This is a genomic window from Arthrobacter sp. 05T444, assembly GCF_056395905.1.
In genome coordinates, this window is the sequence record NZ_JBFTKK010000007.1 from 96,707 (window position 1) to 122,149 (window position 25,443).

21 protein-coding genes are annotated in these 25,443 nt (G+C 66.7%); 14 read left to right on the top strand and 7 right to left on the bottom strand.

Annotation, left to right across the window (positions count from 1 at the left end; translation table 11 throughout):
* Positions 1–139 precede the first annotated feature (139 nt).
* Genes AC1DD3_RS09020 through AC1DD3_RS09030 form a run of 3 tightly spaced genes read left to right on the top strand, consistent with a single transcriptional unit; the run spans position 140 to position 3,171 of the window.
* The gene (locus AC1DD3_RS09020; RefSeq protein ID WP_476881475.1) at positions 140–1,291 is read left to right on the top strand and encodes an ABC transporter substrate-binding protein; all 1,152 of its coding nucleotides are present in this window, start codon (positions 140–142) and stop codon (positions 1,289–1,291) included.
* Entirely contained in the window at positions 1,281–2,420 is a 1,140-nt protein-coding gene (locus tag AC1DD3_RS09025; RefSeq protein WP_230118762.1) for a FecCD family ABC transporter permease, read from the top strand. The genes AC1DD3_RS09020 and AC1DD3_RS09025 overlap by 11 nt, the downstream gene beginning before the upstream one ends.
* On the top strand, positions 2,413–3,171 hold the full coding sequence (locus tag AC1DD3_RS09030) for an ABC transporter ATP-binding protein (protein WP_476881476.1): 759 nt from the start codon (positions 2,413–2,415) through the stop codon (positions 3,169–3,171). Before AC1DD3_RS09025 ends, AC1DD3_RS09030 begins: the two co-directional genes overlap by 8 nt.
* Before the next feature lie 120 nt (positions 3,172–3,291).
* Here AC1DD3_RS09030 and ppc read toward each other — a convergent pair whose 3' ends face one another.
* Positions 3,292–6,102, bottom strand: coding sequence for a phosphoenolpyruvate carboxylase (gene ppc, locus AC1DD3_RS09035; RefSeq protein WP_230118760.1), 2,811 nt, complete (start codon positions 6,100–6,102; stop codon positions 3,292–3,294).
* 221 nt (positions 6,103–6,323) lie between these two features.
* Between ppc and AC1DD3_RS09040 the strand changes: the two genes are divergently transcribed.
* Positions 6,324–7,142, top strand: coding sequence for a DUF1684 domain-containing protein (locus AC1DD3_RS09040; protein WP_230120514.1), 819 nt, complete (start codon positions 6,324–6,326; stop codon positions 7,140–7,142).
* 3 nt (positions 7,143–7,145) lie between these two features.
* Here the strand turns inward: AC1DD3_RS09040 and AC1DD3_RS09045 are convergent, their stop codons facing one another.
* Complete coding sequence (locus AC1DD3_RS09045; RefSeq protein WP_230120512.1) at positions 7,146–8,345, bottom strand: acyl-CoA dehydrogenase family protein; 1,200 nt, start codon at positions 8,343–8,345, stop codon at positions 7,146–7,148.
* Entirely contained in the window at positions 8,342–9,151 is an 810-nt protein-coding gene (locus tag AC1DD3_RS09050) for an SDR family NAD(P)-dependent oxidoreductase (RefSeq protein WP_476881477.1), read from the bottom strand. The genes AC1DD3_RS09045 and AC1DD3_RS09050 overlap by 4 nt, the downstream gene beginning before the upstream one ends.
* A gap of 109 nt (positions 9,152–9,260) precedes the next feature.
* On the opposite strand from AC1DD3_RS09050, the gene AC1DD3_RS09055 reads away from it, so the two are divergent.
* The 4 genes from AC1DD3_RS09055 to AC1DD3_RS09070 all read left to right on the top strand — a co-directional run bounded on the left by AC1DD3_RS09055 (position 9,261) and on the right by AC1DD3_RS09070 (position 14,538).
* Positions 9,261–10,523 carry a glycoside hydrolase family 76 protein gene (locus AC1DD3_RS09055; RefSeq protein ID WP_476881478.1) on the top strand — a complete coding sequence of 421 codons (1,263 nt, stop codon included), beginning with the start codon at positions 9,261–9,263 and terminating at the stop codon, positions 10,521–10,523.
* 205 nt (positions 10,524–10,728) lie between these two features.
* A complete protein-coding gene (locus tag AC1DD3_RS09060) occupies positions 10,729–11,775 on the top strand; it encodes an iron ABC transporter substrate-binding protein (protein ID WP_230120501.1) in 1,047 nt (348 codons plus the stop codon).
* A gap of 4 nt (positions 11,776–11,779) precedes the next feature.
* Complete coding sequence (locus AC1DD3_RS09065; protein WP_230120500.1) at positions 11,780–13,372, top strand: ABC transporter permease; 1,593 nt, start codon at positions 11,780–11,782, stop codon at positions 13,370–13,372.
* Positions 13,369–14,538 (top strand): ABC transporter ATP-binding protein, encoded by a 1,170-nt coding sequence (locus AC1DD3_RS09070; protein ID WP_230120498.1) that lies wholly within the window; start codon positions 13,369–13,371, stop codon positions 14,536–14,538. The genes AC1DD3_RS09065 and AC1DD3_RS09070 overlap by 4 nt, the downstream gene beginning before the upstream one ends.
* Before the next feature lie 97 nt (positions 14,539–14,635).
* Here the strand turns inward: AC1DD3_RS09070 and AC1DD3_RS09075 are convergent, their stop codons facing one another.
* The gene (locus AC1DD3_RS09075; protein ID WP_476881479.1) at positions 14,636–16,264 is read right to left on the bottom strand and encodes a glycoside hydrolase family 32 protein; all 1,629 of its coding nucleotides are present in this window, start codon (positions 16,262–16,264) and stop codon (positions 14,636–14,638) included.
* A gap of 89 nt (positions 16,265–16,353) precedes the next feature.
* On the bottom strand, positions 16,354–16,962 hold the full coding sequence (locus tag AC1DD3_RS09080) for a YdeI/OmpD-associated family protein (RefSeq protein WP_476875096.1): 609 nt from the start codon (positions 16,960–16,962) through the stop codon (positions 16,354–16,356).
* 83 nt (positions 16,963–17,045) lie between these two features.
* Here AC1DD3_RS09080 and AC1DD3_RS09085 point away from each other — a divergent pair, with 83 nt between their 5' ends.
* The 5 genes from AC1DD3_RS09085 (at position 17,046) to tgt (ending at position 21,788) form a co-directional block, all read left to right on the top strand.
* Positions 17,046–17,792, top strand: a complete 747-nt coding sequence (locus AC1DD3_RS09085; protein WP_230120492.1) for a VOC family protein — start codon at positions 17,046–17,048, stop codon at positions 17,790–17,792.
* A 128-nt stretch (positions 17,793–17,920) separates the two neighbouring features.
* On the top strand, positions 17,921–18,460 hold the full coding sequence (locus AC1DD3_RS09090) for an NUDIX hydrolase family protein (RefSeq protein WP_230120490.1): 540 nt from the start codon (positions 17,921–17,923) through the stop codon (positions 18,458–18,460).
* A gap of 87 nt (positions 18,461–18,547) precedes the next feature.
* Positions 18,548–19,651, top strand: a complete 1,104-nt coding sequence (locus AC1DD3_RS09095) for a DUF6707 family protein (RefSeq protein WP_476881480.1) — start codon at positions 18,548–18,550, stop codon at positions 19,649–19,651.
* 82 nt (positions 19,652–19,733) lie between these two features.
* Positions 19,734–20,459, top strand: a complete 726-nt coding sequence (locus AC1DD3_RS09100) for an SRPBCC family protein (RefSeq protein ID WP_230120487.1) — start codon at positions 19,734–19,736, stop codon at positions 20,457–20,459.
* A 33-nt stretch (positions 20,460–20,492) separates the two neighbouring features.
* The gene (tgt, locus tag AC1DD3_RS09105; RefSeq protein ID WP_476881481.1) at positions 20,493–21,788 is read left to right on the top strand and encodes a tRNA guanosine(34) transglycosylase Tgt; all 1,296 of its coding nucleotides are present in this window, start codon (positions 20,493–20,495) and stop codon (positions 21,786–21,788) included.
* Between the two features lie 199 nt (positions 21,789–21,987).
* On the opposite strand, the gene AC1DD3_RS09110 is transcribed toward tgt, so the two are convergent.
* A complete protein-coding gene (locus AC1DD3_RS09110) occupies positions 21,988–22,698 on the bottom strand; it encodes a queuosine precursor transporter (protein ID WP_230120483.1) in 711 nt (236 codons plus the stop codon).
* A gap of 244 nt (positions 22,699–22,942) precedes the next feature.
* Positions 22,943–24,328, bottom strand: coding sequence for an MFS transporter (locus AC1DD3_RS09115; protein WP_230120481.1), 1,386 nt, complete (start codon positions 24,326–24,328; stop codon positions 22,943–22,945).
* A gap of 162 nt (positions 24,329–24,490) precedes the next feature.
* On the opposite strand from AC1DD3_RS09115, the gene AC1DD3_RS09120 reads away from it, so the two are divergent.
* Complete coding sequence (locus AC1DD3_RS09120) at positions 24,491–25,348, top strand: hydroxymethylpyrimidine/phosphomethylpyrimidine kinase (protein ID WP_476881482.1); 858 nt, start codon at positions 24,491–24,493, stop codon at positions 25,346–25,348.
* Positions 25,349–25,443 lie beyond the last annotated feature (95 nt).

A 25,443-nucleotide genomic window follows, 5' to 3' on the forward strand; every position in this document is an offset into this window, starting at 1 on the left:
CCTGTCACCGACAAGTGGCAGGCAAGTACCGGACAGCCCGCAACCCGGCAAGCGGCGAATGGGAAGCCTGCGATGGGCAGCGTTGACAGCCATGCGGTTCGAGCGGATGCTGTGAAGAACCGAGCTCAGGGGGTCAGACATGGGAGTCGCCGATCTGAACCGACGCACGGCCCTTCAGGTGTTTGTGGCGGGAGGTTCAGCAGCCCTTCTGGCGGGATGCGGCGCATCCGGCTCCGCACCGCCGTCGTCCCCTTCCGGCAGCGGCACCCAAGCCGGCGCGGAAAACATCAGCGTCACCGACCAGCGCGGCAAGACCCTCACGTTCGCCCAGCCCGTCACCCGCGTGGTGACCATCCCCATGCCCTCCGCATCGCTGCTCGTGGCCGTGGACCGAAGCGCCGACCATCTCGCCGCCATGCACAATGTGTCTTGGGTGGCGATGCGCGACGGCATCATGGGCACCATGTTTCCCCGCACCCTGGACCTGCCGCATGAAATCGCCACCCAGGACTTCACAGCGAACGTTGAGAGCGTGCGCGCCCTGAACCCCGACGTCGTCATCCAGTGGTCGGATGAACAACTCATCGAACCGCTGGAGAAGGCCGGCCTGCAGGTGATCGGCCTGAAAAACACGGGCAGGCAGGAGGACGTGGACGCCTGGGTGACCTTGTTCGCCGCGATGCTCGGCAAACCGGAACGCGCCACCGAAATCAAGGCCCGCAGCGACCAGGAACTGGCGGAGATCAAATCTCTGGCAGCCGGCCGCGGCACCAAGGGCCCCAGCGTTCTCTACTTCAACCGCTTCACCGGCGGCCTGAAGGTTGCTGCAGCCAACAGCTACAACGACTTCTACATCAAGCTCGTGGGGGCAACCAACCCAGCCACCGGCAACGATCCCCTGCCGGGGTCCGGCATGGTGGGTCTCGACGTCGAGCAGGTCCTGCGCTGGGACCCCGAGGTGATCCTGCTGGGCAACTTCGATGCGGCCATGCCCCAGGACATCTACTCCGATCCCGTGTGGAAGGACGTTTCTGCGGTGCGCACCCGCCGTGTGTACAAGGTGCCGCTCGGCGGCTACCGCTGGGACCCGCCCGGCCAGGAGTCGCCGCTGATGTGGCATTGGCTGGCCGACATCGCCTTCCCTCGGCAGCAGTCGGGGCTGCGTGGCAAAGCCACCGAATACTTCCGGTTCCTCTATAACCATGAGCTGACGGCAAAGGAGCTGGACAAGATTCTCTGGACTGAGACAAACGGCGGGTCCGCCCACTACCAACAGTTCAATGCTGGATGAAGCGAGGACTCCGCGCCTTAACCGCAGGGGCCTTAACCGCAGGGGCCTGAACAGCCGCCGCCTGCGGGCTGACCGGAAGGCATCGGGGCGGGGTCCCCTCGACCGGCGCCGCGAACCTGCCATCTTCGGGCCCATCGCGCTTACCGCCGTTTTCCTGGCAGCCGCAGGACTGCTGGCGCTGGCAGCCGGCCGGTACAGCGTGCCGGTGGGGCATGTCGTCCAGATCCTCGGTGCCCAGCTCGTTCCGTTCCCCACCGAGGCAAGCGGCACGGAGCAGAATGTCGTTCTGCTCGTGCGGATGCCGCGGATCCTGCTCGCCCTGCTGGTGGGCGGCGGCCTGGCGATCGGGGGCGCGGCCCTGCAGGCCATCTTCCGCAATCCGCTGGTCAGCCCGGAAATCATCGGGGTTTCCGCCGGCGCGTCCTTCGGCGGTTCCCTGGCTTTGCTGCTCGGCCTGGGCACGTTCCTGCTGGTCGCCGGTTCCTTCGTTTTTGGCCTGGTTGCCCTCGCCACGCTGTTCCTGATCACCTCGGGCCGGGCAGGAACCCCGATGCTGATGATCGTGCTCGGCGGGGTGGTCACGGGGTCGTTCTTCTCCGCCCTGGTCGCTTTGGTCACCTACATCGCGGACCCCAACACCACCCTGCCGGCCATCGTCTTCTGGCTGCTTGGCAGCGTTGCCACAGCCACGTTCACGAAGGTCCTGGTGGCGCTGGTCCCCGTCCTGGGTGGCGCCGCGATACTCCTGCTATTGCGCTGGCGCATCAACGTGCTTTCACTCGGCGACGACGACGCCGCCGCCCTGGGGGTACAGCCCGGTCCGCTGCGCTGGGTTGTGCTGGTCGCGGTAGCGCTGATCGTGGCCGGGGCGGTTGCTGTCAGCGGTGCAGTGAGCTGGGTGGGCCTGGTGGTTCCGCACCTTGCCCGGATGTGGGTGGGACCGGACCACAGGGTACTGCTGCCCGTGTCCTTCCTGCTGGGCGGGGCCTACATCGTCCTGGTCGACACACTTGCCCGGACCGCGACTGCCGGCGAGATTCCGCTGGGAGTGCTCACCGCACTGATTGGCGCACCCGCCTTCTTCCTGCTTCTGCGCCGGAACCGGGAAAGGATCTGGGACAGTGCTTGAACTGGAGCGGGTGGGCTTCGGCTACACGGCGAAGGAGTGGCTGTTCCGGAACGTCAGTTTCCGGGTGCCGGCCGGCACGGCCACCGCAGTGCTCGGACCCAACGGCAGCGGCAAGACCACCCTGGTGCGCTGTGCCGCCGGCCTGCTCGAACCGGCAGAGGGAACGGTCCGCCGCACCGAAAGTGCCGGATACGTGCCGCAGGCCCACGGCAGCGCCTTCGCCTACCGCGCGCTGGACATGGTTCTGATGGGACGGGCGAGGCATGTAAGTGTCTTCCGGACACCGGGGTCTGCGGACCGGGCAGCTGCCGCGGAGGCGATGGAACGCGTGGGCGCCGGCGGCCTGCGGGACCGGTTGTTCCCCACCCTAAGCGGCGGCGAGCAACAGCTGATTCTCATCGCGCGGGCCATCGCATCCGGCTCCCCCGTCCTGGTGCTGGACGAGCCCGCTACGGGCCTTGACCTGAAAAATCAGGTCCGGGTCCTGACCGTCCTGCGCGAACTGATGGCCGGCGGAATGGCCCTGCTGCTCAGCACCCACCACCCCGACCATGCCCTGCAGCTCGCAGACCGCGTGGTCCTCCTGGGCCGCAGCGGCGCCCGGACTGGTCAGGCTTCGGAGCTGCTCACGGACTCGGCGCTATCCGACCTCTACGGCGTGCCGCTGAGCACAGTCACCTATGCCGACGATGACACGCGCCGCCGGACCATCGTGGTGCACTACGGCCCGGCATACGGCGACCACCCCTGACCCCGCCACGACGCTCTCTCACCTACCGCACCAAAAACCCAAACGCTCTCTCACCGGGTGAGAGAGCGTTTGGGAAAAGACGGCGGAAGTGAGAGAGCGTCGGTGGTTGAACGCCCGGCGCTACCCCGTGTTGCGCAGGCCGGCCGCGACTCCGTTGACGGTGATGAGCATGGCCCGCTGGAGGCGCTCGTCGATCTCGGCACCGGAAATGCTGGTCCCTTCGGCCCTCACACGGCGCAGTAGTTCCACCTGGAGGTAGCTAATGGGGTCGAGGTACTGGTCGCGGATTTCCAGTGACCGCTTGAGCGTGGGCTGGGCGTCCAGGAGCACGTTCTCGCCGGTGAGGTTCTGGATTTCCGTGACCGTGAGTTCGTACTCCTCGCGGATGGCGCGGAACAGGTGGTGCAGTTCCGGGGGAACCAGGGTGTCCACGTAGTAGCCGGCAATGTCCATGTCCGTCTTGGCAAGCGTCATCTCCACGTTGGAGAGCACCGAGCGGAAGAAGTGCCAGCCTTCCATCATCTCCACGAGCTGGCCTGAGTTGCCGGCCTCGCGGGCAGCCTTCAGGCCGGAGCCCACGCCGAACCAGCCGGGCACGATCTGCCGGGACTGGGTCCAGCCGAACACCCACGGGATGGCCCGCAGGCCGCCGAGGCCGGCGCCCGAGTCGGGGCGCTTGGACGGGCGGGAACCGATGTTGAGTGAGCCGAGCTGCTCCACGGGCGTGGAGGCCATGAAGTACGCCGGCAGGTCGGGGTGATCGATCAGGCTGCGGTAACGGGCAAAGGCGGCGTCGGAGATGGTCTCCATGACGTGCCCGAAGCGCTCACGCTGGTCATCGGACGTCCGCGGGGTGCGGTGCAGCGCGGAACCCTGCATGACGGCGGCCAGCGACAGCTCCAGGTTCTCGCGGGCCAGTTCCGGCAGCGAGTACTTGTCCGAGATGACTTCGCCCTGTTCGGTGAACTTGATTTCACCCTCGAGCACGCCGTTGGGCTGGGCCATGATTGCGTCGTACGTGGGCCCGCCGCCGCGGCCGACGGATCCGCCGCGGCCGTGGAAGAGGCGGACGCGGACGCCGTGCTTGGCGGCGATGTCGCGGAGCTTGCGCTGGGTCTTGTGGATCTCCCACTGGCTGGTCATCACACCGGACTCCTTGTTGGAGTCCGAGTAGCCCAGCATGACTTCCTGGACATCGCCGCGCAGGCGGACAAGTTCGCGGTAGGAGGGATCGGACAGCAGCTGGTCCACGATCTCCGCGGAGGCCCGCAGTTCCTCCACGGTTTCGAGCAGCGGGGCGAAGCCGATCTTTGCGTACGGGGCGTCGCCGAAGAGGCTGACCAGCCCGGCCTCACGTGCCAGGACGGCAGCGGCAAGGACGTCGTCCGCGCCGCGGGTCATGGAGATGATGTACGTCTCGATGACATCGGGGCCGTAGGTGCGCAGGGCGCGCCGGATCTCGCGGAAGACGTCGTACGTGCCGTCAGCAACGCCGTCGAGCTTAATCGGGTGGCCGGACAGCGGACGGCGGGACGCCAGTTCCGCGCTCAGCACCTCAAGACGCTCGCCGCGCGTCAGTTCGGCGTACCGGATGCCAGGGCCGCCCAGGCGGTCCATGAGCTGCCCGACGGCGTCATGGTGGTGGTCGGCGTGCTCGCGGATGTCCAGGGTGGCCAGGTGCAGGCCGAAGGAGGCGATGGCGCGCCGGACGCGGGCCAGGGCACCATCCGCGACGAGCGACGCCGAGTGGTTCCGCAGCGAGAGTTCCAGCAGCTCCAGCTCGGAGATGAGCTCCTCGGTGGAGGTGTAGTCGCGGCCGGACTGGTGCGCCGATCCTGCCGACACCCGCTTGCCCGTGTTAATGAGCTTGGCCTTAATGCAGGTCAGCTTGAGCCGGTAGGGCTCCTGGGCGTTGAGCTCGAGGATGCGCCGGTCCAGGCCGGGCAGCTTCGCGAGGTCCGCGTCGATCGAATCGAGCAGCGCCTGGTCCGCGCCGGCCAGGGCCGTGGAGTTGGACAGGATCGAGATGAGCTCGTCAAGCATGGCAATGCTGATCCGGACGGCGTTCTGGTTCTGCAGCTGGAGGATGTCGTGGGTCACGGCCGCGGTGACATTGGGGTTGCCGTCGCGGTCGCCGCCGATCCACGAACCGAACCTGATCGGGGCGTTCTGGGCAGGCAGGGTGACGCCGTGCTCGCCGAGGAGTGCGGACAGATCCGTGAGCATCTCGGGCAGGGCGTCGGTGAGGATGCTGTTGAGGTAGTAGATGGCGTTGCGGGCCTCGTCCACCGGGGTGGGCCGGACCTGGCGGAGCTCGTCCGTCTGCCACATCTGGTCGATCATCTCGGACAGCTGGCGGTCCTGCCGGCGGCGGGCAGTGGTGCCCTCCGCCGTGGGCTCGGCCAGCACATCGGAGAGCTTGCGGATCTTGTCCAGCACCGAACGGCGGGAGGCCTCGGTGGGGTGGGCAGTGAAGATGGGCCGCACGTCCAGTTCGTTGACCACTTCCTGCAGCACGGCCGGGCCGGCCTGGCCGGCGATGTCGGCGACGGCCTTGGCGAGCCAGCCGTCCTTCTCCTGCCGCGTGCGCAGGCCGCGGACCCGGTGGACCTGTTCAGCGGCGTTGGCCAGGTGGAAGTAAAAGGCAAAGGCGCGGACCAGGTCGGTCGCCTGCTCAAGCGGCAGGGAGGCGAGCAACTCGCGGACCTGGGCAACGACGTCGTGCGCGCTCCATGGACCGGTGGCATCCGCACCGCCACGGGCGGCCTCCTTGGATTCTTTGGTCAGCAGGCGCACCTGCTCCACGAGATCCAGGAGCTCGGGGCCGTGCTGGCGGACCAGCGATTCACCCAGCAGGGTGGAGACGCGGCGCACGTCCGCACGGAGTTCTGCGGCGAGATCTGTTTCGGAATTCATTGCAGTGTCAGCCATGGAAACTATCTTTCGAGGGTTCGGACTTGGCTCGTACACTGCGCTGGATACTGTGAGCCGGGTTACTTGTTCCTATGGAATGTTACCCGGAGCGTGCTGCAGCCGGGAATATGTCTCAGATGCCGTCGCGTCCTTGAAGTGGTCGGGGCGGGCGGGGTAAGGGCGGAATGACGTGCCTCCGCTTAAGGTTGTACAGGCAGCCACTCACCGTTGGAGGAACCATGAGCACCGCCCCAGATGCCCAGCTGGAACGCTGGCACCGCTTCCGGAACAGCCGCAACACCGCCCTCGCCTCCAGGCACGGCTGGCTCACGCTCACGTCGTTCCAGTGGCTGGAAAGCCAGCCCTCCGCCGTCGAACTCGCCCCGGGCCTGTGGTCAGCGGACGGCACGACGGCGACACTCACCGCAGTGGCGGCCGACGGGCTGACGTTCGTGGAGACCGGCGGGCCCGTCGACGGCACCGTCACCGCACGGCTCGCGGATGAGGAGTCGCTGATGTGGGTGCAGTTCGGTGGCGCGGACGGCACGCAGGTGGTGGTGGAACTGGCCATGCGTGCGGACAAATATGCCATCCGCACCCGGGATGCACAGTCGCCGGTTTTCACCGGGTTCGACGGCGTGCCGACCTTCGACTACCGCCCGGACCTGGTGGTCGAGGCCCGGTTCGAGGCGTTTCCCGAGCCGGAGGACGTTCCGATCGCCACGGCCAACCCGCTGGTGGACGGCGTGCACAGGAGTGTTGGCGAACTCGTCTTTCGGCTGCCCGGAAAGGACCACGAGTACCGGCTCCATGCAGAAGAGGAGAAGCTCGGCGCCCTGACCGTCACATTCCACGACGAGACCAACGGGGACACCACCGACGAGTGGCGCAAGGTGTCCACGGCCCGGCCCCGGCCTGACAGCTCGGTGATCCTTGATTTCAACCGCGCCATCAACTACCCCAGCGCCTTCACGCCCTACGGCACGTGCCCGATGCCGGTGAAGAACAACAGCCTCGACGTCCGGATCGAAGCGGGCGAAAAACAGCCCGACCCCTGAGCGTCAGGCGATCGCGGACACCCCTGTCAAGGCGCGGCCCACGATGAGCGTGTTGATCTCGTAGGAGCCCTCGTAGGTGTAGATCGCTTCGGCGTCGGCGAAGATCTTGGCCATCCGGTAGTCCGTGACGATCCCGTTGCCGCCAAGGACGGACCGCCCCATGGCCACCGTCTCGCGCATCCTGGCACTCGTGTAGGACTTGGCCAGGGCCACCTGTGCCATGTCCGCGGCACCCAGGTCCTGCAGCTGCGCGATCCGTACCATCATGCCCATGCTCGCCACGGCATTGCCCAGCATCGACACCAGCTGCTGCTGGATGAGCTGGAACTTCGCGAGCGGGCGCCCGAATTGCCGGCGTTCGACGGCGTACTGCCGGGCGACGTCGAACGCCGCCAGCTGCTGCCCTACCGCCTGCCATGCCACGCTGATCCGCGATCCGCGCAGCAGGGCGTTCGTATCCGCGAAGCTGTTGATGCCGGCAAAGCGGTCCGCCTCGAGAACACGGACGTCCTCGAACAGGATGTCGGCGTTCTGCACGGTCCGCAGTGCGATCTTGTTCTCGATCCTGCTCCGGCTCACACCGGGGAGGCCCGCGTCCACGATGAAGCCTCGGATTGCGCCGTCGGCCTCGTCGCGTGCCCAGACCAGCATGTAGTCACAGAACGTCCCGTTGCCGATCCAGCGTTTGGCGCCGTTAAGCACCCAGCAGTCGCCGCCGTGGTCCGCCCCTCCGACCACCCGGCGGGCCCTGGTCTCCATGCCGCCGGCGACGTCGGAGCCGTGCTCCGGCTCGGTCAGCGCGAACGCGCCGGTGGTGCGAAGGTTCGAAGCGTCGTCGAGAAGCCGGCTCCGCTGGTCCTCCGAGCCGAATTCGTAGAGCGATTCCACGAAGAGATCGTGGTGGACAAGGAAGAAAGTGGCGATTGAGGTGTCCACGCGGGTAATTTCAGCGATCACCAGCCCCGCGAACAGGTTGCTGTAGCCACGCTGGGCCGGGGTGCTGAGCTCCAGCGCGGCGAGCTTCGGCAGGAGGTGCGACGGAAATTCGGCCTTGTTCCACCACTCCGCCGCGTACGGGGCAATCTCGGCAGCGAGGAACTCCCGCAGCTCACTGAGCTTGCGCTGTTCCGGAGCGCTGAGCAGGGATTCGTAGTCGAAGAAGTCTGCCGTGGGCAGGGTTTCGAGGGCGGTCAGCGGCGTCATTTCGGGCCCATCCGGATGGCACCGTCGAGGCGGATGGTTTCGCCGTTCAGCATGGCGTTGTCAATGATGTGCGCGGCGAGGTTGGCGTACTCGGCGGGCCGGCCCAGCCGGGACGGATGCGGCACCTGCTTCCCGAGTGACTCCTGGGCCTCTGCCGGCAATCCGGCCATCATGGGCGTCTCAAAGATGCCTGGCGCAATGGTCACCACACGGATCAGCGATCGGGCCAGTTCCCGGGCCAGCGGCAGGGTCATGGCGGCCACGGCACCCTTCGATGCGGCATAGGCCGGCTGGCCGATCTGTCCGTCGAACGCGGCAACAGAGGCCGTGTTGATGATGACGCCGCGCTCTTCCCCGCCCAGCCCGGTGACCGCAGGCTCCGTGGCAGCCATCGCCGCGGCGGCCAGGCGCACCACATTGAAAGTGCCCACCAGGTTGATCTGGATGACGCGGTTGAAGGTCTCCAGCGGCAGGACGCCGTCGCGGCCCAGAACCTTGCCAGGGGTCGCGATACCGGCGCAGTTCACCACGATCCGCAGCGGACCCAGCGCCACGGCGGCGTCGACGGCGGCCTGCACCTGGGCCTCGTCGGTTACGTCGGTGGGGGCGAAGACGACAGTGTTCCCGCCGCCTGCGGCGCCCGCAGCGCGGCTGGCGTTCAGCTGACCGGCGTAAGACGCGCCGGCAGAGGAGCCGAGGTCCGCGAGCACCACTGATGCGCCGGCGTCGAACAGCCGACGGGCCGTGGCAGCGCCGAGTCCGGACGCCCCGCCCGTGATTAGCGCGACAGAACCCTTGATGTTCATACATCCTCCTTGATGCGGAAACCGGCGACCGGCGGCGAACATTAGTTAGTGAATGTTAACTGAAAGCAACCCCGGGCGCACCTTTCGCAGCATTCGCTAGGCTGGCGGGATGACCCAGTTCGACGCTTCCGCCGCCCCTGAGGACCAGCCCAGTCCCGGGAAGTCCGGCACGCCAACAGACTGGGCCGGCCGCGCCAATGAGGCCGCGCGGTCGGTCACCCACATATTCGGCCAGAGGCTGTTCTTCCTGCCCGGAACCCACATCGCCGCCATCACCCGCCCCTCGGGGCGCCTTCGGAACCTCGTCCGGCCGTGGCATTACTGGTGGCAGGCGCATTACGTGGACTGCCTTGTGGACACCGGCCGCCGCGAACTCGGCACCGCCGGCCAGCCTCCGGCCCGGTTCGACGGCGAACACCGCCCCGGCGCCGGCCAGCTCGCGTCCCGCCTGGTGACCGGCATCCGCCTGCGGAACTTCCTGACGTTCGTCAACAGCTATTACGACGACATGGCCTGGCTGGCCCTGTCCACCCTCCGGCTGGAGAAGCTGGCCGAGGAGAGCCGCAGGCCAACCCGCCGCCGCGACGCCCGGATCCGCAAGAGCCTGACGCTCCAGTTCGACTCGGCCTCCACCGACGACCTTGGCGGCGGCACGTTCTGGAGCAAGAAGCGGGACTTCAAGAACACCCCGGCCACGGCACCGGTGGCGCTCTACTATGCACGCACCGGCAACCCGGCCAGGGCCCAGGCGCTGCTGGACTGGCTCGACGCCAGGCTCTTCGATTCCGTACGCGGCCTCTACCTGGACGGCCTCCGGATCAGCAGGACCGGCGAGACAGTCCTTGAGAGTGCCATCTACACGTACAACCAGGGGCCCGTCCTCGGCGCCCTGCTGGAGCTCGGCGGCGCCAAAAACCTGGAGCGCGCCGCCGTGGTGGTGGATGCGGTGGCTCGCCATCTCACGGCGGAAGGGCCGCCGGGCACCGACGGCACCGGCGGCGCCAGTGCCGTCCTCCGCTGCGACGGAACGGGCGACGGCGGGCTGTTCACCGGGATCCTGACGCGCTACCTTGCGCTCGCCGCACGTGACGGACGGCTGCCGGAGGGCACCCGGGCCACCGCCGCCCGGCTGGTCACGGACACCGCCGAAGCCTTCTGGAACGGCCGCAGGACCGTATCCCCCGCCGAGCCGCTCGCATGGCACGGCGGGGAGGGGCGCCTGCTTTTCTCCTCGGAGCCGCGTCGGCGGGCCAGTGACACGTATCCGCCGGGGGCCGCCGTCGAACTTTCCACCCAGCTCCAGGCCTGGATGATCCTCGAAGCCGCGGCGGCAGTAGCCGCCGGCAAGCAATCCGGCACGGCCGCCCAGTAGGCCCGCCGAGCAGCCCCACCCAGCAACGAGACCGAGAATTACGTCACGCAACAGTTACGTAATTGATGTGATCCTTATCACTTTCAAGGCTTGCGGCTTGGTAGCTTAGGTATGGCTAACCTACAGTTTTTCGAGTGAGCTTCACCTAACTTCCCCAGCTCACAAGGACTGCGGTCCGACCAGACTTATGCAGAAAGAAGCCCCGATGAAGATCCGCAACAACGCGCTGGCCGGCATCGCAATCGCCGCCACAGCAGCCCTCGGCCTGTCGGCCTGCGGCTCCAGCGCCTCCCCGTCCGGCACGTCCTCCGCGGCAGGTACCAACGGCGAGATCACGGTCTACAACGCCCAGCACGAAAGCCTCACCCAGGAGTGGGTGGACGAGTTCACCAAAGAAACCGGCATCAAGGTGACCCTCCGTCAGGGTGACGACACGGAGATGTCCAACCAGATCGTCCAGGAGGGCCAGGCCTCCCCGGCGGATATCTTCCTCACCGAGAACTCCCCCGCGATGGCGCAGGTGGAGAACGCCGGCCTGTTCGCTGACGTGGACAAGGACACCGTCGCCCAGGTCCCCGAAGCGTTCCGTCCGAGCACCAACAAGTGGACGGGCATCGCTGCCCGCTCCACCGTCCTTGTGTACGACAAGACAAAGCTGACCGAGGACAAGCTGCCGAAGTCCATGCTGGATCTGGCCAAGCCGGAGTGGAAGGGCAAGTGGGCCGCTTCACCGTCCGGCGCCGACTTCCAGGCCATCGTTGCCGCCCTCGTCGAACTCAAGGGCGAGGCCGCGGCCGACGAGTGGCTCAAGGCCATGAAGGACAATGCCAAGGTCTACAAGGGCAACAGCACCGCCATGAAGGCCGTCAACGCCGGCGAGGTGGAATCCGCGCTGATCTACCACTACTACTACTACGGCGACCAGGCCAAGACGGCTGAGAACTCGAAGAACGTCTCGCCGTACTACTTCAAGAACCAGGACCCGGGCGCTTTCCTCTCGATCTCGGGCGGCGGCGTGCTGAAATCCTCGAAGAACGCCGACAAGGCCCAGGCCTTTCTGAAGTTCATCACTGGCAAGAAGGGCCAGGAGATCCTGCAGAAGGGCACGTCCTTCGAGTACGCCATCGCCTCGGACGTCCCGGCCAACGAGAAGCTGGTCCCGATCAAGGATCTTCAGGCCCCCACCGTGGACCCGGCCAAGCTTAACTCCCAGAAGGTCACCGATCTGATGACCAAGGCAGGACTGCTGTAATTCTGTGATCACCGATCCATCGGCGCCGGCTACGTCCGGAAGCACGACGACGGCGGGCCGGGGCAAGCGCCCCCGCCCGCCTTTCGGCGTATCCGCCGTCGTTGTCCTCGCAGTGCTGATCGCACTGTTTTCCCTTGTCCCGCTGGGCTATGTCGCCTTCATGACGGCAGCCACCGGCTGGGACACGGCAGCAGCGCTGATCTTCCGGCCGCGGGTCGGCGAGCTGTTGCTGAACACCGTGCTGCTGATCTCTATCACCGTGCCGCTGTGCCTGGTCCTGGGCGTGGGCGGCGCCTGGCTCGTGGAACGGACCAAGCTGCGCGGCCACAAAATCTGGGCTGTGCTCCTCGCGGCTCCGCTGGCCATTCCCGCGTTCGTGAACAGCTATGCGTGGGTGTCTGCCGTGCCGTCGCTCGAGGGCCTGTCCTCAGGCGTGCTGATCGCCACGCTGTCCTACTTCCCGCTCGTGTACATTCCGGCCGCAGCGACCCTCAGCCGGCTCGACCCCGCGGTGGAACAGTCCGCGGCGTCGCTGGGGCTCGGCGCCTGGCGGGCCTTCTTCCGGGTGGTCCTGCCGCAGCTGCGGATCGCCATGACCGGCGGCGCCCTCCTGGTCTCGCTGCACCTGCTCGCCGAATACGGCGCCTTCGCCATGATCCGGTTCGACACCTTCACGACGGCGATCATGGTGCAGTACAGGTCAACGTTCAACGGCACTGCCGGAAACATGCTCGCCAGTGTGCTCGTATTCTTCTGCCTGATCCTGCTGCTCCTTGAAGTCCGCAGCCGCGGCAATGCGCGGTACGCGCGGGTGGGCTCGGGCGCCCAGGCCAGGGCGCTGCGGCTCCCCCTGCGCACCTACCAGCTGCCCGCACAGCTGGCCCTCCTGGCGCTGACAGCCCTCGCGTTCGGGCTGCCGCTGCTGTTCGTGCTGCGCTGGATCGTCGCCGGGGGCGCCGACATCTGGACGGCCGGCGAGTTCATGCCGGCCCTTCTCCAGACGCTCGGCTATGGGCTGGCCGGCGCCGTGGCAACCACCGCCGTCGCGTTCCCCATGGCCTACCTGGCCGTGCGCCACGCCGGCTGGTTCAGCAAGGCCCTGGAACTGTCCAACTACGTGACGAGCTCCATGCCGGGAATCGTGGTGGGCCTGGCCTTCGTCACCGTCAGCATCCGGCTGATCCCCGATCTTTACCAGACGGCGGGCGTGCTGATTGCCGCGTATGTCCTACTGTTCCTGCCGCGCGCCCTGGTCAACATCCGCGCCGGGCTGGCTCAGGCACCCAAAGAGCTGGACGAGGCCGCACAGGCCCTCGGCAGCCCGCCGCTACTGTCCTTCCTCCGCGTGACTCTGCGCCTGACCGCACCGGCGGCCGCCGGCGGTGCGGCACTCGTCTTCCTGGCAATCGCCAACGAGCTGACCGCCACGCTCCTCCTCTCCCCCAACGGCACGCGTACGCTCGCCACGGAGTTCTGGAGCAAGAGCAGCGAAATCGACTACGCCGGCGCCGCGCCCTACGCCCTGCTGATGATCGTGATCTCGGCGCCCATGACCTATTTGCTCTTCCAGCAGTCCAAGAAAGTAGCGGGACAGTGACCGAACAATCGCCCTCCAGGCTTCCGGAACCCCGGATCTCGCCGTCAGTGGCGCCGAGCACCAACAGCCACCTGGTGATAGACGGCGTCACCAAGAACTTCGGCCCCCAGGCTGTGCTCAAGGGCGTCAACCTGTCCGTGGCCAAGGGCGGCACCACCGCCATCGTGGGACCCTCCGGATCCGGCAAGACCACGCTGCTCCGCCTGATCGCCGGCTTTGAGCATCCCGGCACCGGCACCATTTCACTGAACGGCACTCCGGTTGCGGGCGACGGCGTGTGGAAGCCCGCGCACAAGCGCCACGTCGGGTATGTGGCCCAGGACGGCGCCCTGTTCCCGCACTTGACCGTGGGCCAGAACATCGCCTTCGGGCTCAGCGCCTCAAAGCTCGACGGTGGGCGGCGCGCCGTGACCGCGCGGGTCAACGAACTGCTGGAGATGGTCTCACTGGACACGGGCATGGCCAAGCGCCGGCCGCACCAGCTCTCCGGGGGCCAGCAGCAACGGGTTGCCCTAGCACGGGCGCTGGCCCGCGAGCCTGAGCTCATGCTGCTGGACGAGCCTTTTTCCGCCCTGGACGCCGGTCTCCGGGTGGCCACACGCCGTGCGGTGGCCAAGGTGCTCAACGAGGCCGGCGTGACCACCATCCTGGTGACGCACGACCAGGCGGAGGCCCTGTCCTTCGCCGACCAGGTGGCCGTGATGCGCGGCGGCAAGCTGGCGCAGATCGGCAACCCGTTCGTCGTCTACACCCGCCCGGCGGACCGTGCCACCGCCGAATTCCTGGGCGACGCCGTCATCCTCGATGCCTGGATGGAAGGCTCCCTGGCCACCTGCTCGCTGGGCGGCATTCCTGTCCGGCGCCCGCCGGCCCAGGGCCGGGTACAGCTCATGCTCCGGCCGGAGCAGATCCGCATCGCCGAGGACGGCCCCATCCGGGGCGTGGTGGTGGACACCGACTATTTCGGCCCCGAGACCACCGTGCGGCTCAAACTGGCCGTACCGCCGAAGCTCGCCGGCGCCATGCCGGACCACCGCTACCCCGGCGGCGGCGAAGTGATCACCATCCGGCACTGGAACGCGTCCATCGCCCAGCCCGGCACCGAGCTGTGCCTGCGCGTGGTGGGCGAAGCGGTGGCATTTCCGCTCGACGGCGCCGGCGACTGAACGTCCAGCCGCTGATTGGGCCTGCCGAAATCCCACCAACCCTTGGGCCTGCCCAGAGGGGCCCCTGGCCAGCGTGCCTGACCTAGCGCGCCTGAGCCTAGCGCGCCGCGGCCAGCGGCGTGTACCTGAACGACTTCAGCAGCACGCTTCCGCCGGAAGTGGTGGTGCTGAGCGTGTGCTGGCCGGACCGGGGGAAGACCAGCGAGGTCAGGGTCTGCTCGCCGCCGTTGACGAAGACTTCCACTGACGAATAGTCCACAAAAAGAGTCAGCTCCACCGTTCCCCGGCCGGGAGCGGTCCCGTTGCGCGGCGGGCTGGCGGCAGTCCTGCGGTCCGTGAACACCGGTCCGAGCGCCTCCACACCGGGGACCACGGCAGCCCTGGACAGCGAGGCCTTGCCCTCCTCGAAGTTGTAGCCGACCGTAGCGAAATCCGCGGAGCCGCTCGTCAGCTTCAGGAGGGCTTCCGATCCGTCGTCGTCCGGCCTCCGTTCGAGGGTCACATCCAGCCGGTACGCGCCGCTCTTCGGAGCCGGCAGCTCGCCCGCGCCGTTCGGCGTGACCTGCCGTTCGCCCACAGTCGCCGGCGTACCTTCTAGGACGGACATGGACGCGGTGGGCGCCGAGACCAGCGAGGGGCGGCCGTGCACCGTCTTCAGGCGGATGTCGCGCACTATTGAATCGGCGCCGCCCTGCCAGTCAGTGGTGGGCAGCTTGCGCGCGTAGTCCCAGTTGTTCATCCAGCCGATGGCGTGGCGGGAGGCCATCCGTTCGCCTGCCGGAAGGCGGGGATCATCCCAGGTGACGGCCGCGTAGAAGTCCGATCCGGCGTCGAGCCATTGATGTGTTTCGTCGGCCGCGGTGAACGCGGCCCCGTCCCACTTTCCGGTCCAGTAGGCCACGCCGGTGGTCCGGCCCTCTTCGGAGCCGTTGGCGCTGGCTGCCAGGACCCACGTGCGTTTGGCGGGATCACCGTCGAGATCCAGCTGGAACAGATCCGGGCACTCGAGCACGCCCAGCCCCTTGCGTTCGAAGCTTGAGGCGTACCGCCAGTCCTTGAGGTCCTTCGAGGTGTAGAAGCCGATTTTTTCGCCCTCGGCCAGGGCCATGACCCACTGTCGGTTGGCGTCGTCGCGGATGATTTTCGGGTCCCGCCAGTTCTGCTGCCCGGGGTTGTCCATGACGGGGTTGCGGTCATAGGCCTTGAAAGTAAAGCCCTTGTCCGTGGAGTAGAACAGTGACTGCCGCTGGACGCCCTTGTCCTGCTGGGTCAGCACGGCGATGACGGCGTCCTTGCCGAAGCCCGCCGTATTGTCGTGGTCCACCACGGCACTGCCCGTTTCGACGTCGCCCAGGCCGTTCTTGAACTTCTCGATGGCCACGCCCTCGTCCTTCCAGTGCACCAGGTCGGTGCTGGTGACGTGATACCACTCGGTGCCGTTTCCCTCCGGATGGTCGGCGTTGTAAAGGTAGTAGTAGTGCCACACCCCGTCCAGCAGGAACGGCCGCTGGGGATCGTTCATCCACTCCTTCGCGGGGGTCAGGTGGTAGCCGGGGCGGAACTGGGAGGCTCCCTCGGGCCGGCTGATGCCGGGGGGAGCGGGTGCGGGCTCCGTTCCTTTCTGCCCGTCCTGCCGGGCGCCGGAGGCGAGGTTGACGGCGGCAGCGACGGCCAGCAGGAGGACCAAAACGCCGGCCACCGCGATCCAGAGGGCACGGGGGCCCATCGTCCGTAGGGAAATCCTCTGCATGTCCGCCGATCGTGTTGGGTGGCAACAATTTTACCGCGGCGGGCCCTTTGCATTCCCGGACCGGGTCATGCCCCGGTCTGCCCTGCCGGGCGCCTCTTTTGCGGGTACGGGGTCTCGCCGCGGGCCAGCATCTCCACGAAACCCGCGATTTTCCGTTCCCGGGTGGAGGCCTGCTTGACCGAATTGGTGCGGTAGATGAGGGCGTAGCGGTTCACCGAGGTGAGGACGTCGAAGGTCGCCTGCGCGTCGGGGACGGCAGCAATGGCGGCAGCAAGATCGTCCGGGACTTCCGCCGTCGCCTGCCCCGAATACGCCGCTTCCCAGCGGCCGTCCGCTTTGGCAGAGTCGACGGCGGCCCGGCCGGCGGCGGTCACTTTCCCGTCCCTTTCCAGCCTGGCAACATGGCCCACGTTCCGCTCGGACCAGGGGCTCTTCGGGCCGCGGCGCGTCATGCGCTGAAAGTAGCTGCCGCCGTCGCGCTTCCTGACCTGGCCGTCGATCCAGCCGTAGCACAGCGCCTCATCGAGGGCAGCGTCGTAGTCCAGTTCCGTGACGGTGCCGCCCTTTTTGTGCAGGACGAGCCACACGCCGGGGCTGTGTGAATGGTTCAATTCCAGCCACTCGCGCCACGCGGCGGCATCCGGGACCAGCAGTTCCTCGAGTTCAACGCCCATGCGCCTATTCTGCCCCGTGCCGGACTATTCAAGTCGTGGCATTATGGCCATGACAGCACCGTGTCCGAATCCGAGGAGAGCCCATGTTGCGTGTCCGCCCCGTTCACTTCACATCCCGGATGGAACCGTGGGAGCGGCTCCTCACGGACCTGGGCCTGATCAAGACACTGGACGACGACTCCTGGCGGGAGTTCGACGCCGGTTCCGGCCGGATTGCGCTCCAGCACGCCCCGGCCGGTGCCGGGAACGACGGCACCACGTCGTTCGGCGTCGAGGTGGGCGATCTTGAGGAGTTCGCCCGGCGCACCAATCTGGCGGGGGCGGAGACTGGAAACACTCCGGCCGAGCTGGTCCCGCCGGATGTCGGCGACTCCTGCAGGATCACGGGCGAGGACGGCTTCACTTTCATGGCAGACAAAGCCGCCCACTTCGCACAATGTGCCGACGCCGATACGGGGTTGTCCGTCGTCGCAGTCTGGTTCACCGAAGACACCGCCTCGGCGGCCGACACGCTCAGGGGCATCGGTGCCCGGTTCCGTCCCGTCCCGGATGACGATGAAACCGCCGATTTCACCGCCAAGAACGGCGGGGTGCTGATGGTGCGCCCCGGTTCGGGCCCAGCGCGGTCCGGCTTCGGATTTGAGTATGACGGCGATCTGGATGCTTTGCGTGTCCGGCTCACCGCGGCGGGGCACGAGGTCAGCGTGACCGAGGAAGCCTTCGGGCGTTCGCTGCATGTTGCCAACCCGGACGTGGCCGGCGACGCCGCTGCCGCCGCGCATATGCCGCCCACGCTCTGGATCTCGAAGCGGGCTCCCCGCGGTTCGTAGCCCGGGGTTTAGGGCTGCGGCCGCCAAGGGCGAGATCTCGGTGTTTAGATCTGCGTAAGCGCCTCCGCTGAGAGCTGAGATCCCACGCGTCGGCGGCCGGACGGGTGGTGATGCGGTAGAACTTAACCATGAACGTGCGCACCCCCGACCCCAATCCCGGCTGGCTCTCCGACGAGGACCTCTTTGAGGCCCGCGGACGGCTCCCCATGGTCTATGTGGAGGCCGTGCCGGTGCGGCTCGATCCGCTCGGATTCGTGAACGAGGTGGGGACGCTCCTGCAGGCGGACGCGGACGGGACCATGGTCCGTTCGCTTGTTTCCGGCCGCGTGCTCTACCGCGAAACCATCCGCGCCGCACTTCTGCGCCACATGGAGAAGGACCTCGGCCCGCTCGCGTTCCCGCAGCTGCCCATCAGCCCGGTGCCGTTCACTGTGGCCGAATATTTTCCCGCGCCGTCACACACGGGCTTCACCGACGACCGGCAGCACGCCGTCTCGCTTGCCTACGTCATCCCCGTCACCGGCGAGTGCGAGCCGCGCCAGGATGCCCTGGAGCTCACCTGGATGACTCCCCAGGAAGTGCTCAGCGACGGCGTCCAGCTTGAGTTCAGCGGCGGCCGCGGAGCGCTTGTGCGGCAGGCCCTGGCGTACGCCGGCGTCGGCGGCTGACAGCGCCCGGAGGGTCCCGCCTCCCCGACTTCGCACTCCCTCCTTTGTAGACTGTTGGGCGGACCGCAAGAGAACTTAAGGACTCCGATGAACCACCAACCAGCTGCCCAGACCTACCGCGCACAGCAGGCTGGGTCTTTGCAGACGGGCGACCACCTTCTCCTGCCGGACGGCCAGCGGTCAGCCGAAGTCCACTCAGTGGAAATCGAAAACGATGACTTCGGCACGCCGGCCATCGTCCTCGCGACCCTCACCGGCGGCGGCATGCTGCGGATTGCCGCCGGCTCGTCGGTCCGGATCGCCGGCGCAGAATCCGCTTCCGGGGGACCGGCAGGGTCCGCGGTCGGCGGCGTCCAGGACGGCGGGGTCCAGGACGGCGGCGTCGAGGACGGCGGGGACACTGGAGTCCAGGACGCCGAGGTCCAGCCCGGTGCCGCCCAGGAGTCCGATGTCGTCACCCCGCTTCAGGTCGTTGAGCACCCCAACGGCGGGGCGGCTCCGTCGCCGGCGCCTCCCGCCGTCGTCGTACCTCCCCTGCCGGTCACGACGCCGGCGGTGATCGGGCCAAGCGCCGAAGACCTGGCACTTATCCCGGAACCCGCCGGGACGCCTGAATCGGTGGTGGAGGCCGTGGCAGAGGCGCATCCGGATTCCGTTGGAGTGCTGCTGCTGGCGGACAAGCTGGTCAAGGGCATCAACACGAAGTCCGGCAGCTGCCTCAAGGACCTCAGCGACCTCGCCCACGAGCTTTTCATCATGCTCAAGGACACGGACGGCGCACTCGCCGTTGCCGACCTCCTGAACGTGCTGCCCTTCGACGGCAACCCCGGCCGTTGGTCGTCGGTGGAAGCGTCGCTCTCACTGTCCACCTACATCTGCCGCCAGACCGGCCAGAAAGACCGCGCGGCCGTGTACGAGAAGCTGCTCCGCGCGCCGGACAACCAGGAAAATGACCCATTTAAGGCCAGGATGCAGGCCCGGGTGCGCCAGCGGTCACTGAACGAGCCGAACCTGTACGACAAAGAAATCTTCCGCTCCATGGACAATTCCAACCATGAGGCCGAGCGCGAATGGCGGCTGCTGCGCCTTGAGTCACTGCTGTTCCTGCGCGCGCACGGCGGGTCGCAGACCATCAGCGCCGGTGAGCTGGAGCGGCGGATCGCGAACGAGCTGGAGTCAGTCCGGGCGTAGGCCCATGACTGCCCGGCGCGGGCTTCGGATGATTCCCTGTTTCCTCTAGCCCCGGGCTGTACCGAAGTTGTAAATTCAGGCCATGACGAACAATCTGAGCGTTGTGATCAATTCTGATGCCCCGCAGGTTTGGACGATGCTGCGTGAACCGGCCAAAGTAGCCCAGTGGCATGGCTGGGAGGCCGAGGACCTCAGCGCGGAAATCAATGAGATCTACTTCAACAGCACCGTGGTTGAGGGCTCGGACCACACTTCGCTGACCGTCGACGGCGGTGACGTCTTCAGTCTCAAACCGGTGCCTACGGGAACCGAGGTCAGTGTCACGCGCGCGGCATTGGACCACAACTCCGAGTGGGCGGCCTGGGACGAAGACATCACCCAGGGCTGGCTGACGTTCCTCCAGCAGCTGCGGTTTGCCTTGGAGCGGCATCCCCACGGCACCCGCCGGACCTGCTTCTTTTCCGTTCCGGGCACCGGGGGCTCGGCGATCGAAAAACTGGGGCTGAAGGAAATCCCGGCCGCCGGGGAGAACTATTCGCTGACCCTGGGCACGGGCGAGGAAGTCTCTGGCCGGGTCTGGTACAAAACCAACCACCAGGTGGGCCTGACCGTGCACAGCTACGCCGAACACGGCGATGGCCTCCTGATTGTGGCCGACCAGCCCGTGATTCCGGAAGTCAGGCCCGACGGCGGCTCCCTCGTGATCCTCTCGACCTACGGTCTGGGGGCCCACAGCCTCGAAACCATCCGCAGCCTGTGGGACGACTGGCGGGCTGAGAACTACCCCACATCAGAGCCCATCCACTGAGGTTTAGCCGGGGCAAGCTGGCACACTGGAACCGTGCCAGCCAATCCTGAACCAGTGCCGCCAGCCCGCCAGTCGGAGTTCTCGTTCCGCGTGGGAAAGCGCCTCGCTGAGACCTGCAGCCCGTCCGCCGAACAGGTGGCCGCCAACGGGGGCGGGTTCCTGGGCCGGACCGGCACCATCACCACCCCGCACGGAGAGATCCAGACGCCGGCCTTCATCGCCGTCGGCACCAAGGCCACCGTGAAGTCCGTCCTGCCGGAGTCCATGGCGGAGCTCGGCGCCCAGGCCCTGCTGGCCAACGCCTACCACTTGTACCTGCAGCCGGGGCCGGAGATCCTGGACGAGGCCGGCGGCCTGGGCGCCTTCATGAACTGGCCGGGCCCCACCTTCACCGATTCCGGCGGCTTCCAGGTGATGAGCCTGGGCTCGGGGTTCAAGAAGGTCATCGACATGAAGACTGCGCCCCCCATGGACCAGACTGTGTCCGACGATGCCGTGGCCGCCGGCAAGGAGCGCCTGGCCCACGTGGACAACGACGGCGTGTGGTTCAAGAGCCACCTCAACGGGGACCGGCACCGGTTCTCCCCCGAGATCTCCATGCAGGTCCAGCACCAGATAGGTGCGGACATCATGTTCGCCTTCGACGAGCTCACCACGCTGCAGAACTCGCGCGGCTATCAGGAGGAATCACTGGAGCGCACGCGGTTGTGGGCCCTCCGCTGCCTCGATGAGCACTTCCGGCTGACGTCGGAGCGCGCGGGGAAGCCGTACCAGGCCCTGTTCGGCGTGATCCAGGGCGCGCAGTACGAGGACCTCCGCCGGAAAGCCTGCCGGGACCTGGGTGCCATGCCGTTTGACGGCTACGGGATCGGCGGTGCCCTGGAGAAGGAGAACCTCGGCACGATTGTGCGCTGGTGCAACGAGGAGCTTCCGGAGAACAGGCCCCGGCACCTGCTCGGCATTTCCGAGCCGGACGACATCTTCACGGCCATCGAAAACGGCGCGGACACCTTCGACTGCGTCTCCCCCACCCGCGTCGCACGGAATTCCGCGTTCTACACCCCGGACGGGCGGTTCAACCTCTCCGGCGCCAAGTACAAGCGCGACTTCGGCCCGCTGCAGGACGGCTGCGACTGCTACGCCTGCCTGAACTACTCACGGGCGTACATCCACCATCTGTTCAAGGCCAAGGAGATGCTCTCCGCCACGCTCATCTCCATCCACAACGAGCGCTTCGTGGTGAAGATGGTGGACGACGCCCGGCTGGCCATCGAATCCGGCGACTTCTTCGGGTTCAAGGCCGAGACGCTGGGTCGGTACTACTCCTAGGTCTCCTGCGCCTCTCGGCCGCCTGCGCCGGCGGGCGCGCCGCCGTCGAAGTCGCCGGAAACGGGCGGGGTCGCCGGAAGCCTGCCAGTTCGCCGCAGGCTCCCTGTGTGTCAGGCTGTTGTGTGACACACAGGGAGCTTGCGGCGAACTCGCACTTTACCGGCTACCTCGGTGCAGCAGTACGACGGCGGCCGGTCGGCTAAGCTGCCTGGCGCACCGCGCCGTAGCTCGGCTCGCGCTTCTTGATCCAGCCGATCACGAGGGCCGTCACCGGGACGAAGAGGAACTCCACGAGGGTCTTGTACAGGAAGCCCACCAGCACATAGTTCACAAACGTGCCGAAGTCCGTGATGCCGATGACGGATGCCGCAATGCTGCAGAAGATGAGCGTGTCAACGAACTCCCCGGCTACCGAACTGCCCATGATGCGTGCCCAGAGCGACTTCTCTCCCGTGCGGGCCTTCATCTTTACTAGGATCCAGGAATTGATGGTCTGGCCTGCAAAGAATGCCAGCAGCGAGGCCAGCACGATCTGCGGAACGGGACCCAGCGCGCCCTCGAGCGCGGCCTGCTTGGATGCGCCGAACTCGTCGTCAAAGCCGGGCAGCGCGATGATGATCCAGTAGCAGAGGGAGGCAAAAACGGACAACGCGAAGGTGGTGACAATGGCCTTGCGCGCCACCTTGAAGCCGTACACTTCGCTGATGACGTCGCCCAGGATGTAGGCCAGCGGAAACAGGAAGAAGCCGCCGTCCGTGACGATTGGCCCCAGGGCCACTCCCTTTGATGCCCCGATGTTGGACAGGATGAGCACCACGGCCATCAAGGCCATCATGATGCCGAAGTAGGGCGAGCCGATCGAGGCAAACCTCGGCGGTGCTGCGGCCGGGAGGGTCTTGGCGGAGGTCATGGGTGTTCCATTCGTAGTGGTTCGCTCGGCCGCCCCGGTCCTTCTGAAAGGACAACGCAGGTCGGCCGGCTGTATTAGCACTGGAAGCCCGGGCATCAGCGCCGGGCCGCCTCCAATTGTCGCACCCGAGTATCGGGCAAAGCCCGTCTGAAGCATGGGGTTACGACGACGGCGGGCCGCCGGGCCCCTGGAACCCGAAGGTCACCGCTGAGCCAGCCGCCCGCCGTCGTACTATTCCGGGAAGCTAGGCGTTGACGCGATCGTCGTCGTCATCCTTGCGTTCCGCCGGGGCCGACGGCCAGGCGTTGCCCTGTTCGCGGTCCAGGTGCGTGATCTTCCTGTTCTTCAGAGCCAAGATGTAGACCAGAAGTGAGATGCCGATCGCCACCGTGACGTAGGTGAAGAAGAGGTCAACCTGGTCGGACTTCTGCAGCGCCGCGCCAATCAGGGGCACGGTGCCGCCGAAGAGTGAGTTGGCGATCGCGTAGCCGAGTCCGACGCCGAGCGCGCGGATGGAGGCCGGGAAGAGCTCGGCCTTCACGAGGGCGTTGATGGACGTGTAGCCGCCGACGATCAGCAGCCCGCCCATCATCAGCAGGAAGGCGGTGAACGGGTCCTTTGTGTTGGACAGCGCGGACAGCAGCGGCCAGGTGAACAGGACGCCGGTGATGCCGAACCAGAGGAGCAGCGGCTTGCGGCCCACCTTGTCGGAGATGATCCCGTAGACCGGCTGAAGGAGCATGAAGATCAGCAGCGCCCAGAAGTTGATGACCGAGGTGTCCGTCTTGGCGATGCCGGACGTATCGTTCATGAACTTCAGGATGAAGTTGGTGTAGGTGTAGAACGCCACGGTGCCGCCGAGCGTGACGCCGATGCAGATCAGCAGCGGCTTCCAGTGCCGGGTGAACAGCAGCTTCATGCTGCCGGGCCGGGCCTCGCCGGCAACCGCCGGGGCCTTGGCAGCGAGCACCTGATCCTCGGACAGCGTTTCCTCCATGGAGCGCCGGAGCCACAGCACCACCAGAGCGGCAACGCCGCCGATTGCGAACGGGATCCGCCAGCCCCACTCGGTCAGGGTGCCCTTGTCCGTGGCGTTCTGCAGGATGACGAGGACCAACAGGGCAAGCATCTGGCCGCCGATGAGCGTGACGTACTGGAAGCTGGAGAAGAAGCCGCGGCGCTTGGACGTGGCGGCCTCGGACATGTAGGTGGCGCTCGTGCCGTATTCGCCGCCCACGGAGAAGCCCTGGACCAGGCGGACGAAGATCAGCAGGACCAGCGCCCAAACACCGATCTGCTGCGTGGTGGGCAGGACCGCGATGGCGAACGAGCCGGCCGACATCATGGTCACGCTGAGCGTCAGCGCGGCCTTGCGCCCCTTGCGGTCCGCGTACCGGCCGAAGAACCAGCTGCCGATGGGGCGCATCAGGAAGGACGTCGAGAAGACGGCCATGGCCTCGAGCCCGGCCTGCAGCTCGTCCTTGGAACTGAAGAAGTGCGACTGGAAATACGCCGCGAAGACTGTGTAAACGTAGAGGTCGTACCACTCCACGAGGTTGCCGGCGGAGCCTTTGAGGATGTTGCCGACCGCTCTTCGGGTCTGTGCTGTCTCGGTCAGTTGGGTGCTCATCAATGAACCTTCCTGGATTCAGCGCGGCAAGAAAGCAACGCCGTCCGCCACCCTATGACCCGTGACCGGCACCACTCGGCTTTTGGTCATATTGGTCTCGGGCCTTTATTTTTGGTCATGCGCACAATGCAGGCACTTTGTGGCCGGTGGCAGGATGGGGTCATGACCCTTGCTGAAGTTGCTGAGACCCCTGACCGGACCGCTCCCGCCGTCGTCCTGACCATCGCAGGCTCCGAGGCCACCGGCGGCGCCGGCGCACAGGCTGATCTGAAGACGTTCCAGGAACTGGGCGTCTTCGGCATAGCCAACCTAACCTGCATCGTCTCTTTTGATCCCGGGAACAGCTGGAACCACCGCTTCGTCCCCGTGGACCAGGAGGTCATCGCGCACCAGTTGGAGGCGACGACGGCGGCCTACGGTGCCGCTTCCGGCGCACCGTCCGTGTTGGACACCGTGAAGATCGGCATGCTGGGCAGCCCGGCCACCATCGGCACCGTTGCTTCCGCGCTGGTCCGCTCCGGGTTCAGCAATGTGGTGCTGGATCCGGTGCTGATCTGCAAAGGCCAGGAGCCGGGGCACGCCCTGGACACCGACCAGGCGCTGAAGTCCCAGATTCTGCCGCTGGCCACGTTCGTCACGCCCAACCAATTCGAGGCGGAATCGCTTTCCGGGGTTAAGATCACCGACGTCGAAACCCTCAAAGAGGCGGCCGTCCGCATCCACGAGCTCAGCGGGGCAGCCGTGTTGGCCAAGGGCGGAGTCCGGCTTTCGGGTCCGGACGCCGTCGACGTCTTTTATGACGGCGAAACGCTTGAAGTCCTGTCCGCGCCGAAAGTCGGCGAGGTGGCTGTCTCCGGCGCCGGCTGTCCGCTGGCCGCCGCCGTGACTGCCGAGCTCGCGAAGGGTGCGACTCCCCTCGAGGCAGCACGGACTGCCAAGTCGTTTGTCACTGCAGGTATCCGCAACCGTGTGGCCTCAGGCGCCCCGTTCGATGCGCTCTGGCAGGGCGGTCCGCGGTAACCCCAGCGGCCCTTCAGCCAGGACCCTCTCTCACCTTTCGCGCCAAAACCAGGACCCTCTCTCACCTTTCGCGCCAAAAACCCGGACGCTCTCCC

Excerpts from the sequence above, each read along its gene's own strand:
- AC1DD3_RS09055 (WP_476881478.1), top strand. The coding sequence starts at position 9,261 with ATGACCCAGTTCGACGCTTCCGCCGCCCCTGAGGACCAGCCCAGTCCC.
- AC1DD3_RS09085 (WP_230120492.1), top strand. The coding sequence starts at position 17,046 with ATGTTGCGTGTCCGCCCCGTTCACTTCACATCCCGGATGGAACCGTGG.
- AC1DD3_RS09040 (WP_230120514.1), top strand. The coding sequence starts at position 6,324 with ATGAGCACCGCCCCAGATGCCCAGCTGGAACGCTGGCACCGCTTCCGG.
- AC1DD3_RS09100 (WP_230120487.1), top strand. The coding sequence starts at position 19,734 with ATGACGAACAATCTGAGCGTTGTGATCAATTCTGATGCCCCGCAGGTT.
- AC1DD3_RS09020 (WP_476881475.1), top strand. The coding sequence starts at position 140 with ATGGGAGTCGCCGATCTGAACCGACGCACGGCCCTTCAGGTGTTTGTG.
- AC1DD3_RS09025 (WP_230118762.1), top strand. The coding sequence starts at position 1,281 with ATGCTGGATGAAGCGAGGACTCCGCGCCTTAACCGCAGGGGCCTTAAC.
- AC1DD3_RS09045 (WP_230120512.1), bottom strand. The coding sequence starts at position 8,345 with ATGACGCCGCTGACCGCCCTCGAAACCCTGCCCACGGCAGACTTCTTC.
- AC1DD3_RS09075 (WP_476881479.1), bottom strand. The coding sequence starts at position 16,264 with ATGGGCCCCCGTGCCCTCTGGATCGCGGTGGCCGGCGTTTTGGTCCTC.
- AC1DD3_RS09080 (WP_476875096.1), bottom strand. The coding sequence starts at position 16,962 with ATGGGCGTTGAACTCGAGGAACTGCTGGTCCCGGATGCCGCCGCGTGG.
- AC1DD3_RS09050 (WP_476881477.1), bottom strand. The coding sequence starts at position 9,151 with ATGAACATCAAGGGTTCTGTCGCGCTAATCACGGGCGGGGCGTCCGGA.
- AC1DD3_RS09060 (WP_230120501.1), top strand. The coding sequence starts at position 10,729 with ATGAAGATCCGCAACAACGCGCTGGCCGGCATCGCAATCGCCGCCACA.
- AC1DD3_RS09095 (WP_476881480.1), top strand. The coding sequence starts at position 18,548 with ATGAACCACCAACCAGCTGCCCAGACCTACCGCGCACAGCAGGCTGGG.
- AC1DD3_RS09090 (WP_230120490.1), top strand. The coding sequence starts at position 17,921 with ATGAACGTGCGCACCCCCGACCCCAATCCCGGCTGGCTCTCCGACGAG.
- AC1DD3_RS09120 (WP_476881482.1), top strand. The coding sequence starts at position 24,491 with ATGACCCTTGCTGAAGTTGCTGAGACCCCTGACCGGACCGCTCCCGCC.
- AC1DD3_RS09110 (WP_230120483.1), bottom strand. The coding sequence starts at position 22,698 with ATGACCTCCGCCAAGACCCTCCCGGCCGCAGCACCGCCGAGGTTTGCC.
- ppc (WP_230118760.1), bottom strand. The coding sequence starts at position 6,102 with ATGGCTGACACTGCAATGAATTCCGAAACAGATCTCGCCGCAGAACTC.
- AC1DD3_RS09115 (WP_230120481.1), bottom strand. The coding sequence starts at position 24,328 with ATGAGCACCCAACTGACCGAGACAGCACAGACCCGAAGAGCGGTCGGC.